Raw genomic sequence first — 13923 nt, 5'->3', positions numbered from 1 at the left:
GTAATCGATCTTCTCTCGGAGACGGCGTGATTTCAGTGGCGATGCTGGCGGGTGACACCAGCGTCGAATTGCGCAACGACCTGCTGCCAGCCAGCGGCAACCAGCCCCTGGTCGCTCAGGTCAGTGGGGGCAGCCAGGTTGGTGCTGCGGTTGAGCCAGATATCCGGCTCGGTGCCGTTCACGCGCATCAGCAGCGAACCGCTGGTGTCATTGGCCTGGCTCAAGCCCAGGTACGCCGAAGGCGCCAGCAATTGCCAGCGGTGATCGCCACGGCTGACCGAACTGGCGTCCTGGGCGAAGGGCGCGAAGCCTTCTTCGGCCAGTTGCGCGGGCGTCGGCAGGGTGCTTTGTTCCTGCGCTAGCAACTGGATTTCATCCAAAGTCACCCGCAGGTCGGCGTAGATGCCTTGCTCGGCGGCGCTCAAGTCGCGACGGGCGTCCAATTGATGGCTGGCCACCGCCTCGACTTCCTGGGTTTCGCCATGCAGCGACACCACGGTGCCGGCGACGGCCAGGATGATCAGGCACAGCAACAGGACATAGAGGGTCTCGTGGCCGGCACCGGCCGGCCGGACAACCTGGGTATTGCCTGGGTTCGCACGGGTCATGGTGCCTGGATATCCGCTTGGTCGATCTCGACAACGTGGCCGGGACCGGCGTCAAACAGCACGTAGAACTCGCTGGCAGGTTTCTTGAAGGTCAACGTCGAGTCGGCCCCCAGCTTGCCGGGCACCAGGATGGTTTCGTCGTAGCCGATCACATCCAGGGTCACGCCGGGCGCGCCGCTACCATCGGAGAAACCGCCGGTGCACTGGATCTGCTCGCCGGGGATTTCCTTGCATTCGCACATCGGGTTGTGGGCCAGGGCTTGGGTGCTTGCGCCGGCGCAGAGGATCAGCACGGCGCAGGCGCGGGTCAGGCGAATCAAAGTCATGGTTTAACTCCTTGCTTGGTCAACCAGGCGACGGTGGCAGGCGAAGCCTGACTCAAGGGAATGGAAGCCTGCTGCATGCTGCCGTCCCAGCCTTCCATGGTGATCCACAGTTCGGCGTCAGGCGGGGTGCGTTCGGGGATTGGCAGGGCGGCGCCCATGCGGTACGGGGTGCCGAAGAAAATCACCCCGGCGGCGCGCAGGCTGCGGGGTTTGCCGATGCGCAGGTAAGTGGCCTTGACCTGCTTGACGCACTCTTTGCACAGCGCGGCATTGAAGGATTTCATCGGGCCGGCCGGGTCCGGGCGTGGGGCTTCGTTGCGCAGTTCGGCCAGTGTCAGGCTCCACGGGCCGACCTGTACCTCGCCCACTTCACGTTCGCCCAGACCGCTGTCACCGCGAAACAGCGCGGCATCGGCAAAGTACTTGGGCATGAACCCCAGGGGCACCAGCAACAGCAGGATATTGATGTGGAAGCGCCATTTCAGCCAAAAGGCCCGTAGTGGCGAGGGCGGTTGCACGGTAGTGGCCTTGTTCATCGTGTGCCCTCCGGGCTTTCGGTGTGCAGGGCTGGCGTGGCTTGGGAGTGCTCGGCCTGGCGTTGTGCCTTGTTGTTGCGCTTGAGCGCATGCAGCGTCGCCAGCGCGGTGCGCTTGCTCCAGATCAACAGCCCGCTGAGGACCATCATGCTCAGCAACAGGCCGAAAAACGCCCAGATCAGCTTGATCCACAGGCCGCCAAAGTCGCCGGTGTGCAGTGGGCGCATGGACTCGGTGACGAACTCCAGGGCCGAACGGTCGGACAGCAGGTGCGAGGAGGCGATTTCCCCGTTATAGGGGTTGATGTCGGCAAACTGGTACATCAATGGGTACCAGCCGCGCCCGCCAATGCTCAGGTGGCTATAGGCGGTGCTTGGCAGGCTGATGAAGCTGGCCTCCAGCCCGGGAATGCGTTCGGTCGCAATGCGGATAGCCTCGTCGATGGGTACCATGGGGGCGGGCACGCCAGGGGCTGACATCGGCACTTTGTCCCGGCTGATCACCGGCACAATCGGCGCCGTGGAAATAGTGATCTGGTTATCCGACAGCGCCGCTTCGATCAGGAACCAGGTACCGGTGATGGAGATTACGGCGATAAACCAGATCGACCAGATCCCGCTCAGGCGATGAAAGTCGCCCCAGAAGATCCGTGCACCATGCTTGAAACGCAGGGTGGGTTTGAAAAAACCTTTCCAGAAGCGTTTGTAGACCACCAGGCCGGTGACCAGAGATGCCAGCATTGGCAAGCCGAGAAACGACACCAGATACCAGCCCCAGCTGTAGCCATTGGTGAAGGGCACTAGCCACCACCCATGCAGGGCGCGGGTGAATTGCTCGAAATTGAACGCCGGACTGATGCCCTGGATCACCCCGGTGTAGGGGTTGACGTAGACAGTCACAGCGCGCCCGTCGGGGTAGGTGACCCGGGACATCAGTGCAAAGTGGGATTCGTCGTGGCGACTCAGGTCGGTGACAATCAGATCGGGTTCGGCGCGGTTCATGGCCTTGATGATCTGGTCATAGCTCAGCGGCTCGGCGTTGTCCGAGGGTTTGTTGGCGCGCATTTCCGGGTTCACCAGCCAGACGATTTCCTGGCTGACCACCGCCAGGGTCCCGGTGACGCAGACGATCAGTACGAAGAACCAGATGGGCAATGCCAGCCAGCTGTGTACGAGAAACCAGAGTTTGGAGCGTGACTTCTTCGACATGTCTATGGGGGTCTTGATCGGAGGGGGGCAAAGAAGGCCCGGGAAAGGCCGGTCGTAGCTTTTGCTTACGCGACGGGCTGTATCTAAGTTAAGACGGATGAGAATCGCAAAACCCTAAGGCGGAAATGAAAGCAAATGTTTCCAATGCGCAACAAACACCCTGTAGGAACCGGCTCGCCAGCGAAAATCTCCAACGATTACGCGGGTTACCGGTTATCCCGTGGTGTTCTCGGGTTTTTCGCCGGCAAGCCGGCCCCTACAGGTGATTGGGTTTAGGCAAACTGGTCCTTGGCGCGCTGGCGGATCTGTTCCTCGGTCAGTTCTTCTTTATGGGTGGCGAGAAACCAGACGTGCCCGAAGGGATCTTTCACTGTGCCGGAGCGGTCGCCGTAGAACCGATCCTCGGGTTCGCAAATGCCTGTGCCGCCCGCTGCGATCGCTTGTTTGTACTGTGCGTCGACGTCCGTCACATAGAGGTGCAAGCCAACACTGGCAGGATGCTCTCCAGGGGTGCCAAACGGCATTTCAGCACAGGGTGAAGCCAGCATGATCGGCGAGTCGCCAATGCGCAGCTCGGCATGGCCGACCTTGCCGTCGGGCATGTCCAGGCGCATGAGAACGGTGGCACCGAAGGCCTTCTTGTAGAACTCGATGGCCTCAGCGGCCTTTTCGATACCCAGGTAGGGCGTGATGCTGTGATAGCCCTCGGGGATAGGGTTGACGCTCATTTCGCTCTCCTTGATGGTTTGTTCTGGGGCCCGGTTTTTCCGGTGTTTTCACTATAGGCCAAGTTTTTTGTGGCCTCTGGGCAGCCGACGACCGTGCTGTTTCGGCGCCCTGAACATTTCCTCGAACAGAGGCTTGACCTTGACTTAACTAGAGGTCTTACCCTGCGTGGCACCTACAGCTAAAGGGGATTTGTCATGCAGGCTTGCGCGAAAAGTTATGGTTTTACCCAATTGATCGAGTTTCAGATCGAGCCCCGCCAGCAGTGCGCGCTGGTGTTGGCGCTGTCTGAGCAGACCGAGCGCCTGGCCCAAGGCCATGAGGGGTTTCTGAGTGCCAGTGTGCAGGTCAGTGATGATGGGCGGCGAGTGCTCAACTACCTGCAATGGCGGACCCGCGCAGATGGCGAGGCGGCGTTCAATCGCCTGGAGTGCGAGGGCGGGGACTTCTGGACCTTGATTTGCGCCCATCAGGCCACGGCCGTGACCTTCGGTTCATTCCAGGTGCTGCGCAGTATCGAGCGCAGCGCCGACAATGCATTGGCGTGCAACCTATATCGATAGATGCAACATGCGTTCGCCTTGCAGGGTTTCCCCTGGGCGGCGCTTGTTGACCGCAAGTTCGCCGATCTTGATCAGGCGTGTGCGCGTGATGTTGCGGCTCAGGCCGAGCAAATTGGCGGTGTGCACCTGGTTGTAGTGGCTGAAGCGGTAGGCGGCGCGTAGCAGCGCGTCTTCGACTTTCTCATGGAGCGCGCCGGCCTGTTCGTCGAACAGCTTCTGGAAGGCCCGCTCCAACAAGGCTTCGGCACTGTTGTCGACCCCGTGCTGGCTGTCGTCCTGGCGCTCGATGCGCATGTTCGACAGGCGCAGGTCATCACGCTCGATCACACCGTTGCGGCAAATCAGCAAGGTGTGATGAATGACGTTTTCCAGCTCGCGGATATTGCCCGGCCAACTGTAGCTCTTGAGCTTGTGCTCGGCCTCGGGGCTGATGGTGATGGGGCCGTAGCCCAGGCGCTGGCTGTAGGCGTCGATAAAGTGGCGGGTCAGAGGCAGGATATCGCCTGGACGTTCGCGCAACGGGCTCAGCTCCAGGCTGACCACGTCCAGGCGGTAATACAGGTCTTCACGGAAATGCCCGGCGTTGATGGCCTTTTCCAGTTGCACATTGGTCGCCGCCAACACCCGCACATCGATGGCAATGCTCTTGCGTGAGCCCAGGCGCACCACTTCGCGTTCTTGCAGGACGCGCAGCAGCTTGACCTGGATGGCCATGGGCAGGTCCCCGATTTCATCGAGGAACAAAGTGCCGCCGTCGGCCTCCTCGAACCAGCCGGCCTTGGCGCTGAGGGCGCCGGTGAACGCGCCTTTTTCATGGCCGAACAACTCCGCTTCCACCAGGGATTCGGAAAATGCCCCGCAATTCACCGCGACGAAGGGCCGGTTGCGCCGGGCGCTGAGGTTGTGGATGTGGCGGGCCACCAGTTCTTTACCGGTGCCGGTTTCGCCGATGATTAGCACGCTGGCCTCGCTGGGGGCCACTTGCTGGATATGCGCGAGCAGGGCCTGGGACTTGGGGTCTTCGAAGACTTGCGCGGTGGCGCGAATCGACGTGGCAAGGGCGGGCGAGGGCGGTAGGGTTAAAAGCTGCATGGGCACCTCTAGGAATAGAACGTTGGCGTCGGCAGGGACTGGTTCGTGGAGCTTGTAGTCCACCGGATCGTGCAGGCTTTGGGTGTGCAGGTCGCGCCAGTGGCGGCGATCAGCCGCTTGGCGGCTTGCAAGGGGATGGCAGGGCGCTATAAAGGCTGGGTCAGGCCTTTGCGGTGGCGGGCAGTACATCGTTGGCAATCATTTCGCCAAACGGTCCGGTGAGGTTGGTGATGCCGCGTCCGGCCAGGCTGGCGTAGGGTTCGGGCAGCAGCGGGAATACCAGCTCGGCAAAGCGATAGGCCTCTTCCAGGTGCGGGTAGCCGGAGAAGATGAAGCTCTCGATACCCAGGTCGGCGTATTCCTTGATCCGTTCTGCCACCTGCTGTGGGTTGCCCACCAGCGCGGTGCCGGCGCCCCCGCGTACCAGGCCGACGCCGGCCCACAGGTTGGGGGCGATTTCCAGGTTGTCGCGCCGCCCATCGTGCAGGGCGGCCATGCGGCGCTGGCCTTCGGAGTCAAAGCGCGAGAAGGATTTTTGCGCGGCGGCGATGGTCTCGTCGCTGATGTGTTCGATCAACTTGGCTGCGGCCTTCCAGGCCTCGTCTTCGGTTTCGCGCACGATCACATGCAGGCGGATCCCGAACTTGACGGTGCGGCCATGGCGCGCCGCACGTTCACGCACATCGGCGAGTTTCTCGGCGACAGCTGCGGGCGGCTCGCCCCAGGTCAGGTACACGTCGACCTGTTCGGCGGCGAGGTTGTGGGCCGCATCGGACGAGCCGCCGAAGTACAGCGGTGGGTAAGGTTTCTGGACCGGCGGATAGAGGGCCTTGGCGTTCTGCACCTTGAGGTGTTTGCCTTCAAAGTCGACAGACTCGCCTTGCAATACCCGACGCCAGATCTTGAGGAACTCATCGGTCACCTCATAACGTTCGCTATGGTCGAGGAAACTGCCGTCGCCACGGTTTTCATCGGGGTCGCCGCCGGTCACCACATTGATCAGCAGGCGGCCGTTGGATAGGCGGTCAAGGGTGGCGGCCATGCGCGCGGACACGGTGGGCGAGATGATCCCGGGGCGGATCGCCACTAGGTAACGCAGGTGTTCGGTCAAAGGCACCAGTGCCGAGGCAATCACCCAGGAGTCTTCGCAGGAGCGGCCAGTGGGAATCAGCACGCCGTGATAACCAAGATTGTCGGCGGCCTGAGCTACTTGCTTCAAATAGTTGAGGGTGACCGGGCGCGCGCCTTGGGTGGTCCCGAGGAAATGGCCGTCGCCATGGGTGGGAAGAAACCAGAAAACATCCATGACAAGTCCTTGAGCGATGTTCGACAGAGAGTGTTGCCTGGCCAACAGTTATGTAAACAACAGTTGCGGCGTTGGGGGACCGTTATAGATCGTCTGGTTTATTCCGTAAACGAACGTATTTCTCTATTTATAGATCTATAAGGAATATGCTGGATTGGCTGATAGCGACTATCACAGAGGATGATTTTCCCCTGGGAAGGCGCGGGAGTAGCCTGTGTTCATTGCCTTGACCCCGATTCGCAGGACCTTCGTCATGAACCATTGCCTCTCTGTTTCCCTGTTGCTGATTGCCTCTTTCCTCGCCGGTTGTGCCGCTCAGCCGGGACCCGAACTGCGCCCGTATACAGCCGAGGAAACCAGGCAATTGGCGATGGAGGGGCTCAACCGTCGCGGTTTGTCGTTTGACGAATATCAGCAGAAGAAAGCCGAACTGGCGGCCCGACCACAGAAGCAGTTTGGTTTTGATCGCCAGGGCGAAATGAATGCCGAACGCAACGTGACGTTGCATGGCCGTCCGAGCTAAAAGCATTGGTTATGGTCCCGAGCCCGAGGTTCCCCGCAGGAACTTCGGGCTTTTTGTTTTCCATCCTTTTCATCGAGCCTGTTAAGCTCAATTTCAGGAGCGTTCCTACGCACTTTTCAATTCTTTAACGGCATCCGATCGGGTTAACCTGACGATCTCTGTACTGGTCGCTGCCCCTGGGATGCTGATCTCGGGAACATGCTCTGCGGGTCTTTAACGTCATGAATAAACGTCCTTTGTATTTCGACTACGCCGCCACCACACCGGTGGATGAGCGGGTCATCCAGGTCATGGTCGAGTGCCTGGGTTTCAATGCCAATTTCGGCAACCCCGCGTCCAGCTCCCATGCGTTTGGCCAGCAGGCCCGGCACACGGTCGAGCAGGCGCGCCGGCAGGTGGCAGAGTTGGTCGGCGCCCAGCCCGAACAGATCGTCTGGACCTCGGGCGCCACCGAATCCAACAACCTGGCGCTCAAGGGCGTGACCCAGGCGCGGGGCGTGGCCGGTGGTCATATCATCACCAGCCAGATCGAGCACAAGGCGACGTTGGACACTGCGCGCCAATTGCAGGAAGCCGGGATTGCCGTGACCTACCTGGTGCCGGACGCCGACGGCCTGATCACCGCCGAGGCGGTCAGCCAGGCCCTGCGTGAAGACACGTTCCTGGTGTCGTTGATGCTGGTCAACAATGAGCTGGGTACGCTCAACGACATCCCGGCCATTGGCACGCAAGTGCGTGAGCATGGCGCGCTGTTGCATGTGGATGCGGCGCAAGGGGCGGGCAAGGTCGAGATCGACCTGGCGCGCTGGCCGGTCGACCTTATGTCGTTTTCTGCACACAAACTGTATGGCCCCAAAGGCATCGGTGCGTTGTATGTCGGGCCCAGGGCGCAGCAGAACGTTACGGCGCAGATCCACGGCGGTGGCCATGAAGGCGGGCTGCGCTCGGGCACCCTGGCGACCCACCAGATCGCCGGCATGGGCAGCGCTTTTGCGTTGGCTGCGCAATTTTTCGCTGAAGAGTCGGCGGGGATTGTCGCGTTGCGCCAGCGTCTGCTTGAGCAAGTGCAGGCTATCCCCGGCGTGCGCCTGAACGGCAGTGCCACCCAGCGTATTCCCCACACCTTGAGCCTGACTTTCAGCGAAGGCGAGTTCAATTCGGCGGCCTTGAGCGCGGGTATCGCTTTTTCGGCGACCTCTGCCTGCAATTCGGCAAGCAATGCGCCGTCCCATGTACTGCTTGCCCTGGGGCATGATGCGCGCAGCGCCGGTCGCACTATTCGCCTGAGCCTGGGGCGGTATACCACTGAGCAGGATATCGACCAGGCGGTGCAATTGATCAAGAGCTCGTTGGCCAGCGCACCGGCCTTCTGGGCGGTTTGAAACACATAACAATTATTAGTGGTTAGCAGGAGACAAGATGAGTACGCAGCCTTTGACCCATGGAACGGTTCCCCAGCGCCTGGCGCATACCCGCGAGTTGATGAAACGGGAGGGGATCGATGCCCTTCTGGTGCCATCGGCCGACCCGCACCTGTCCGAATACTTGCCGGGCTACTGGCAGGGACGGCAGTGGTTGTCGGGGTTTCATGGGTCGGTAGGTACGCTGATCGTCACGGCTGATTTTGCCGGCGTCTGGGCTGACAGCCGTTACTGGGAGCAGGCAACCAAGGAACTGGGTGGCAGCGGCATTGAGCTGGTGAAACTGCAACCGGGGCAGCCCGGTCCGCTGGAATGGCTGGGTGAACAAACCCCGGAAGGTGGGGTAGTGGCAGTGGACGGTGCGGTGATGGCCGTTGCGTCCGCCAGTACCCTGGGCGCCAAGCTGGCGGAGCGGGGTGCTCGCCTGCGTACCGATATCGATCTGTTGAGCGAGGTCTGGACCGACCGTCCCGCGCTGCCAAGCCAGCCGATCTATGAGCACCTGCCGCCCCAGGCCACTGTCAGCCGGGTCGAAAAGCTCGCGGCACTGCGTGCCAGCCTGAAGGAAAAGGGCGCGGATTGGCATTTCATTGCCACCCTGGATGACGTCGCCTGGCTGTTCAACCTGCGCGGTGCAGATGTTTCGTTCAACCCGGTGTTTGTGTCGTTCGCCCTGATCAACCAGCAGCAGGCAACGCTGTTTGTTGCCTTGAGCAAGGTCGATGCACAGTTGCGCGGGTTGCTGGAGCGGGATGGCGTGACGCTGCGTGACTACAGTGAGGTGGCTGCGGCCCTGGCTCAAGTGCCGGACGGTGCCAGCCTGCAGATCGATCCGGCGCGTGTTACCGCAGGGTTGCTGGATAACCTGGGTAGTGGCGTCAAGCTGGTGGAAGGCATCAACCCGACCACGCTGGCCAAGTCCCGTAAAAGCCTGGCGGATGCCGAGCATATTCGCCGGGCGATGGAACAGGATGGCGCAGCGCTGTGCGAGTTTTTCGCCTGGCTGGACTCGGCCCTGGGGCGTGAGCGCATCACCGAACTGACGATTGACGAACACCTGACGGCAGCGCGCGCCCGGCGCCCGGATTATGTGTCGTTGAGTTTCAATACCATCGCCGCGTTCAATGGCAATGGCGCGATGCCCCATTACCATGCCACGGAAGAAGAGCACGCGGTGATCGAGGGCGATGGCCTGCTGTTGATCGATTCCGGTGGCCAGTATCTGGGCGGTACCACGGATATCACGCGGATGGTGCCAATCGGCACGCCGAGCGAGGAACAAAAACGCGATTGCACGCGGGTGCTCAAGGGCGTGATTGCTCTGTCACGCGCGCAATTTCCCAAGGGCATTCTCTCGCCATTGCTGGACGCCATCGCCCGTGCGCCGATCTGGGCCGAAGGCGTGGATTATGGCCATGGCACCGGGCATGGTGTGGGTTACTTCCTCAATGTCCATGAAGGCCCGCAGGTGATTGCCTACCAGGCCGCGCCTGCGCCGCAAACCGCGATGCAGCCGGGAATGATCACCTCTATTGAGCCTGGCACTTATCGTCCGGGGCGTTGGGGGGTGCGTATCGAGAACCTGGTATTGAACCGGGAGGCGGGCAAGACCGAGTTCGGTGAGTTCCTCAAGTTCGAAACCCTGACTCTGTGCCCGATCGATACCCGTTGCCTGGTACCGTCATTGCTGACGCTCGAGGAGCGGCAGTGGTTCAACGACTATCACGCCGAGGTGCGGCAGCGCTTGAGCCCGTTGCTCAGTGGCGCTGCGTTGGAGTGGTTGCAGGTGCGTACGGCGGCTATATAAGGACCGACTGCTCACAGGTCCAGGCCTGCGAGCAGCATATAGGCGTTAACTCAAGGCTTCGCGTACAAAATCCAGGCGATCCTGGCCGAAGAACAGTTGTTGACCGACAAACATGCTGGGCGCACCAAACACGCCACGGGCAATCGCCTCATCAGTCTTGCGCTTGAGGGCGTCCTTTACTGCCTCATTCTGGGTCAGTTCCAGCACCTGTGCAGGGTCGAAACCGTGTTCCGCCAGGACCTGCGCTACGACCGCTGGATCACCCAGGTTACGCCCGTCCACCCATAACGCCCGGAACAGGCAATCTATAAAGTCAATAAAACGCTCTGGCTGGTGTAGTTGAATGCCGGTGACGGCGCGCATCAGTGTCAGGGTGTTGATGGGGAAGTGCGGGTTGAACTTGAGGGGCACACCGTAACGCTTGGCGTAACGTGCCAGGTCTTGCAGCATGTAGCGGCCCTTGGCCGGGATAGTGATGGGGGAGGCGTTGCCAGTGGCTTTGAAAATGGCGCCCAGCAGGATGGGTTGGTACACCACTTGGCTGCCAGTCTCGTCGCAGATTTCAGGCAGTTGGGTGTAGGCCAGGTAGGTGGTGGGGCTGCCGAGATCGAAGAAAAATTCCAGGGTTTTGCTCATGTCGGATACTCGCTGCTTATTATTATGTAGGCGTGCTTACCAGGTTTCGTTCCAGGGACGCAGGTCCAGCTCGAAGGTCCAGGCGTCCCGTGGCTGGCTGTGCAAGTGCCAATAGTTGTCGGCGATATGCTCTGGATCAAGGATGCCATCCTGCTCCTTGAGTGCGTATTTGGTTGGGAAGTTGTCGCGGATGAAGTCGGTGTCGATGGCGCCATCCACCACCACATGGGCCACATGGATGTTCATCGGCCCAAGCTCGCGCGCCATGCTTTGAGCCAGGGCGCGAATGCCGTGCTTGGCCCCGGCGAAGGCAGCGAAGCCGGCAGCGCCGCGTAACCCGGCGGTGGCACCGGTAAACAGGATCGTCCCGCGCCGGCGGGTCACCATGCGCTTGGCCACTTCCCGGGCATTCAGGAAGCCTGAGAAGCAGGCCATCTCCCAGATCTTGAAATATTTGCGTGCGGTTTCTTCGAGGATGCTGCAAGGCACATTGGCGCCAATGTTGAACACAAAGGCCTCAATCGGACCCAGCTCGCTTTCGATCTGCTCGATCAGCGCGATCACCTCGTCCTCCTTGCGCGCATCGCAGGCAAAGCCGTGAGCTTCGCCGCCAGTGGCTTGAATACTCGCTACCAGTGGCTGCAGCTTGTCGGCACTGCGTCGGGTGACGCAGGCCACATAACCTTCACGGGCAAAGCGCTTGGCGATGGCGCCGCCTGTAGCGTCGCCTGCGCCGACGACCAGTACGATTTTCTTATTTTCAGTCATGGGAGGTCCTTTGGTAAACGATCGTTAACTAAACGAACGTTATGCTACGCTTTGGCATGCGTCAAGGTGGTGAATTCAAGGGGAGAGGCGATGCGCTATTCAGTCAGTCACAAGCAGAAAACCAGGGATAAACTCCTACAGAGCAGTGCGGCCCTGGCAAAAAAAGAAGGGTTTGCCAGTGTTGGAGTGGATGGCTTGATGAAGGCCATTGGCTTGAGTGGGGGGGCGTTTTATAGCCACTTTTCCTCGAAGGACGCATTGTTCAGCTCAATCGTCGAGCACGAGTTGAGCCAAAGCCTTGAGCGTTTGGGGGAAGGGGAGGGGCAGAGTCGAGAACGCCTGGATCGATGCCTCAAGATCTACTTGAGCATGGCCCACGTGGAGCAAGTGCAAGAAGGGTGTGCGTTGCCGAGCATGGGGGCGGAAATTGCCCGTGCTGATATAGCCGTACGCCAGCAGGCGCAGGAGTGGATCTGTCGGTTGCAGGCCAACTGGGCGCGGACTTTGGAGAGTGACAGCTTGGCCTGGGCGATCTTGTCCCAGTGTGTGGGGGCACTGGTGGTGGCTAGAATGATGGTTGATCCGCATCTTCAAGCGCAGGTGCTTTCATCGAGCTATAAAGAGCTCAGCCAGCGAATCGCCCAACCATGACTACTTACTTGCAGAGTACGATCATGCTGCGGCTGGTATAGCCGGCAGGGTTGATACCGAAAGGGTAATCACCCGGCTCCTCGGTGTTGTCGCCGGACTTGGCGATGACCCGGTAGCCCTTCTTGCCACACGAGTTGGCTGCGCTGGTGTAGCACTGGTCCCAGGAGGAGGACAGGCCAGAGCAGTTGATATGCAGCCCTTTCTTTCCGCGTTTGACTTCTGTCTTGGTGGTTGCGGCACACCCCGCCATGGCGATGACGACAAGCACTATCAAAATTCGCTTCATTACCATCCTTAATAGCCGCGCCGCTGGAATGCCCGATGCTGGCTTTGCTCGCTCTCAAGTGTAGCGTCCGTGTATGTCCTTATTCGAAAATCTCCATGACTGACACTGAGTTACGGCCTAAACATGGCCTAATTGAGCGGCAAATGCCAGAGCTTCGTTAAATCCTGTCTCAATCTGCCGCGACGATTGGCTTTGACTGGCTGCGCATGGTCAGCGTTGCGCCCACGGACGCCAGGATAATGCAGGCGATCGCGAGCCATTGGGCCAGGGACAGGTATTCCTGGAGGAAAAACAGGCCGGAAAGCGCGCCGAATGCGGGCTCGATACTCATTAGAGTGCCGAAGGTGCGTGCGGGCAGACGGGTCAGAGCGACCATCTCCAGGGTATAGGGGAGGGCGGTGGAAAGAATCGCCACGCCAATGGCGATGGGAATCAATGAGGGTGTGAGCAGAGCGCTACCGGCGTGGACGATACCGATAGGGGCTACGAACAGTGCGGCGATCATTACCCCAAGGGCGGCTGTTTGGACGCCGTTGTCCGCGCCAGCTTTTTGCCCGAACAGAATATAGAGTGCCCAGCAGATACCCGCACCTAGTGCGTAGGCTGCGCCGGTCAAGTCGATGCCTTGGCGGGCTTCACCAACCGGTATCAATAGCAGCAGGCCGATGACGGCTAAGGCTATCCACAAGAAGTCAACAGCGCGCCGCGAGGCATAGATGGCCACCGCCAGTGGGCCAGTGAATTCCAGGGCCACTGCAATTCCCAAGGGCACGGTGCGCAATGACATATAGAAGAGGAAGTTCATGCCGCCCAACGCCATCCCGTAGACGATGACGGTCCGCAGCGACTTGGCGGTGAGTTTTGCACGCCAGGGGCGAAGCAGCAGCAGCATGATGATGCTGGCGAAAACCAGGCGCAGGGTGGTAGTGCCTTGGGCGCCGACAATCGGGAACATGCTTTTGGCCAGCGAGGCGCCTGACTGGATCGAGGCCATGGCAATCAGCAGCAGGCCGACAGGGAAAAGCGCTGAACCCAGGCTGCGGGATGAGGTGGTCATTGGGGGTGTTTGTCCAGGGTCATATAAAGGCAGAGGCCGCTATGATGATCAACTGGTTCGCAATGGGCAATATATTGCTCAGTTTTGTACGTATTCTCTTTAAAGCGACGGATATTGAGTGTCTAGATAGAAAAACCACATTAACCCTTGACGGCGAATTATATCTGTCTATAATTCGCCCCACTTCCGGCGCAGTCGAAACGGAAAACTCCTTGGTAAACAATGAGTTATGCAGTTTTCGGCAGTGGGTTGCTTCAGTTCATCGAAGCCAAAAGGAAGTTGAAAAGAGGTGTTGACAGCAGCGTGTAACGCTGTAGAATTCGCCTCCCGCTAACGAGAGATCGGAAGCGCAAGTGGTTGAAGTTGTTGAGAAAATCCTCGAAAACTTCTGAAAATAACCACTTGACAG

The 13923-nt window shown here is 59.9% G+C and carries 16 protein-coding genes; 5 read left to right on the top strand and 11 right to left on the bottom strand.

Annotation, left to right across the window (positions count from 1 at the left end):
- Positions 1–32: 32 nt before the first annotated feature.
- The 5 genes from HBO09_RS23160 to HBO09_RS23140 all read right to left on the bottom strand — a co-directional run bounded on the left by HBO09_RS23160 (position 33) and on the right by HBO09_RS23140 (position 3406).
- Entirely contained in the window at positions 33–608 is a 576-nt protein-coding gene (locus tag HBO09_RS23160) for a DUF6162 family protein (RefSeq protein WP_169998220.1), read from the bottom strand.
- Positions 605–934 carry a hypothetical protein gene (locus HBO09_RS23155; RefSeq protein WP_169998218.1) on the bottom strand — a complete coding sequence of 110 codons (330 nt, stop codon included), beginning with the start codon at positions 932–934 and terminating at the stop codon, positions 605–607. The genes HBO09_RS23160 and HBO09_RS23155 overlap by 4 nt, the downstream gene beginning before the upstream one ends.
- Entirely contained in the window at positions 931–1470 is a 540-nt protein-coding gene (locus HBO09_RS23150) for a thiamine pyrophosphate-binding protein (RefSeq protein WP_169998216.1), read from the bottom strand. Before HBO09_RS23150 ends, HBO09_RS23155 begins: the two co-directional genes overlap by 4 nt.
- Positions 1467–2678 carry a PepSY domain-containing protein gene (locus tag HBO09_RS23145; RefSeq protein WP_169998214.1) on the bottom strand — a complete coding sequence of 404 codons (1212 nt, stop codon included), beginning with the start codon at positions 2676–2678 and terminating at the stop codon, positions 1467–1469. The genes HBO09_RS23150 and HBO09_RS23145 overlap by 4 nt, the downstream gene beginning before the upstream one ends.
- 272 nt (positions 2679–2950) lie before the next feature.
- On the bottom strand, positions 2951–3406 hold the full coding sequence (locus HBO09_RS23140; RefSeq protein ID WP_169998212.1) for a VOC family protein: 456 nt from the start codon (positions 3404–3406) through the stop codon (positions 2951–2953).
- A 195-nt stretch (positions 3407–3601) separates the two neighbouring features.
- Here HBO09_RS23140 and HBO09_RS23135 point away from each other — a divergent pair, with 195 nt between their 5' ends.
- Entirely contained in the window at positions 3602–3967 is a 366-nt protein-coding gene (locus HBO09_RS23135) for an antibiotic biosynthesis monooxygenase (RefSeq protein ID WP_169998210.1), read from the top strand.
- Here HBO09_RS23135 and HBO09_RS23130 read toward each other — a convergent pair.
- Positions 3956–5059: a sigma-54 dependent transcriptional regulator gene (locus tag HBO09_RS23130; RefSeq protein WP_169998208.1), complete on the bottom strand. Its 1104-nt coding sequence runs from the start codon at positions 5057–5059 to the stop codon at positions 3956–3958. The two genes, HBO09_RS23135 and HBO09_RS23130, sit on opposite strands and share 12 nt — an antisense overlap.
- A gap of 160 nt (positions 5060–5219) precedes the next feature.
- Positions 5220–6365: an FMNH2-dependent alkanesulfonate monooxygenase gene (ssuD, locus tag HBO09_RS23125; RefSeq protein ID WP_169998206.1), complete on the bottom strand. Its 1146-nt coding sequence runs from the start codon at positions 6363–6365 to the stop codon at positions 5220–5222.
- A gap of 253 nt (positions 6366–6618) precedes the next feature.
- On the opposite strand from ssuD, the gene HBO09_RS23120 reads away from it, so the two are divergent.
- The 3 genes from HBO09_RS23120 (at position 6619) to HBO09_RS23110 (ending at position 10116) form a co-directional block, all read left to right on the top strand.
- The gene (locus HBO09_RS23120) at positions 6619–6888 is read left to right on the top strand and encodes a hypothetical protein (protein WP_169998204.1); all 270 of its coding nucleotides are present in this window, start codon (positions 6619–6621) and stop codon (positions 6886–6888) included.
- A 221-nt stretch (positions 6889–7109) separates the two neighbouring features.
- The gene (locus tag HBO09_RS23115) at positions 7110–8270 is read left to right on the top strand and encodes an aminotransferase class V-fold PLP-dependent enzyme (RefSeq protein WP_169998202.1); all 1161 of its coding nucleotides are present in this window, start codon (positions 7110–7112) and stop codon (positions 8268–8270) included.
- Between the two features lie 37 nt (positions 8271–8307).
- A complete protein-coding gene (locus tag HBO09_RS23110; protein ID WP_169998200.1) occupies positions 8308–10116 on the top strand; it encodes an aminopeptidase P family protein in 1809 nt (602 codons plus the stop codon).
- A 45-nt stretch (positions 10117–10161) separates the two neighbouring features.
- Here the strand turns inward: HBO09_RS23110 and HBO09_RS23105 are convergent, their stop codons facing one another.
- Both HBO09_RS23105 and HBO09_RS23100 read right to left on the bottom strand, forming a co-directional pair.
- Positions 10162–10752 carry a 2-hydroxychromene-2-carboxylate isomerase gene (locus tag HBO09_RS23105; RefSeq protein ID WP_169998198.1) on the bottom strand — a complete coding sequence of 197 codons (591 nt, stop codon included), beginning with the start codon at positions 10750–10752 and terminating at the stop codon, positions 10162–10164.
- 36 nt (positions 10753–10788) lie between these two features.
- Positions 10789–11520, bottom strand: a complete 732-nt coding sequence (locus tag HBO09_RS23100) for an SDR family oxidoreductase (protein ID WP_169998196.1) — start codon at positions 11518–11520, stop codon at positions 10789–10791.
- Positions 11521–11610: 90 nt separating this feature from the next.
- On the opposite strand from HBO09_RS23100, the gene HBO09_RS23095 reads away from it, so the two are divergent.
- Entirely contained in the window at positions 11611–12171 is a 561-nt protein-coding gene (locus HBO09_RS23095; protein ID WP_169998313.1) for a TetR/AcrR family transcriptional regulator, read from the top strand.
- A 4-nt stretch (positions 12172–12175) separates the two neighbouring features.
- Here the strand turns inward: HBO09_RS23095 and HBO09_RS23090 are convergent, their stop codons facing one another.
- Both HBO09_RS23090 and rhtA read right to left on the bottom strand, forming a co-directional pair.
- Positions 12176–12457, bottom strand: a complete 282-nt coding sequence (locus tag HBO09_RS23090; protein ID WP_169998194.1) for a hypothetical protein — start codon at positions 12455–12457, stop codon at positions 12176–12178.
- Positions 12458–12626: 169 nt separating this feature from the next.
- Positions 12627–13514 (bottom strand): threonine/homoserine exporter RhtA, encoded by an 888-nt coding sequence (rhtA, locus tag HBO09_RS23085; RefSeq protein ID WP_169998192.1) that lies wholly within the window; start codon positions 13512–13514, stop codon positions 12627–12629.
- Between the last annotated feature and the right edge of the window lie 409 nt (positions 13515–13923).

It is taken from the genome of Pseudomonas sp. WS 5027, from assembly GCF_012985695.1.
In the GTDB taxonomy this organism is placed as follows: Bacteria; Pseudomonadota; Gammaproteobacteria; order Pseudomonadales; family Pseudomonadaceae; genus Aquipseudomonas; species Aquipseudomonas hygromyciniae.
This window is presented reverse-complemented; position numbering and strand designations above follow the sequence as displayed.

Bases quoted from the DNA above. Each gene is read 5' to 3' on its own strand.
- HBO09_RS23160 (WP_169998220.1), bottom strand. From the start codon at position 608: ATGACCCGTGCGAACCCAGGCAATACCCAGGTTGTCCGGCCGGCCGGT.
- HBO09_RS23155 (WP_169998218.1), bottom strand. From the start codon at position 934: ATGACTTTGATTCGCCTGACCCGCGCCTGCGCCGTGCTGATCCTCTGC.
- HBO09_RS23150 (WP_169998216.1), bottom strand. From the start codon at position 1,470: ATGAACAAGGCCACTACCGTGCAACCGCCCTCGCCACTACGGGCCTTT.
- HBO09_RS23145 (WP_169998214.1), bottom strand. From the start codon at position 2,678: ATGTCGAAGAAGTCACGCTCCAAACTCTGGTTTCTCGTACACAGCTGG.
- HBO09_RS23140 (WP_169998212.1), bottom strand. From the start codon at position 3,406: ATGAGCGTCAACCCTATCCCCGAGGGCTATCACAGCATCACGCCCTAC.
- HBO09_RS23135 (WP_169998210.1), top strand. From the start codon at position 3,602: ATGCAGGCTTGCGCGAAAAGTTATGGTTTTACCCAATTGATCGAGTTT.
- HBO09_RS23130 (WP_169998208.1), bottom strand. From the start codon at position 5,059: ATGCAGCTTTTAACCCTACCGCCCTCGCCCGCCCTTGCCACGTCGATT.
- ssuD (WP_169998206.1), bottom strand. From the start codon at position 6,365: ATGGATGTTTTCTGGTTTCTTCCCACCCATGGCGACGGCCATTTCCTC.
- HBO09_RS23120 (WP_169998204.1), top strand. From the start codon at position 6,619: ATGAACCATTGCCTCTCTGTTTCCCTGTTGCTGATTGCCTCTTTCCTC.
- HBO09_RS23115 (WP_169998202.1), top strand. From the start codon at position 7,110: ATGAATAAACGTCCTTTGTATTTCGACTACGCCGCCACCACACCGGTG.
- HBO09_RS23110 (WP_169998200.1), top strand. From the start codon at position 8,308: ATGAGTACGCAGCCTTTGACCCATGGAACGGTTCCCCAGCGCCTGGCG.
- HBO09_RS23105 (WP_169998198.1), bottom strand. From the start codon at position 10,752: ATGAGCAAAACCCTGGAATTTTTCTTCGATCTCGGCAGCCCCACCACC.
- HBO09_RS23100 (WP_169998196.1), bottom strand. From the start codon at position 11,520: ATGACTGAAAATAAGAAAATCGTACTGGTCGTCGGCGCAGGCGACGCT.
- HBO09_RS23095 (WP_169998313.1), top strand. From the start codon at position 11,611: ATGCGCTATTCAGTCAGTCACAAGCAGAAAACCAGGGATAAACTCCTA.
- HBO09_RS23090 (WP_169998194.1), bottom strand. From the start codon at position 12,457: ATGAAGCGAATTTTGATAGTGCTTGTCGTCATCGCCATGGCGGGGTGT.
- rhtA (WP_169998192.1), bottom strand. From the start codon at position 13,514: ATGACCACCTCATCCCGCAGCCTGGGTTCAGCGCTTTTCCCTGTCGGC.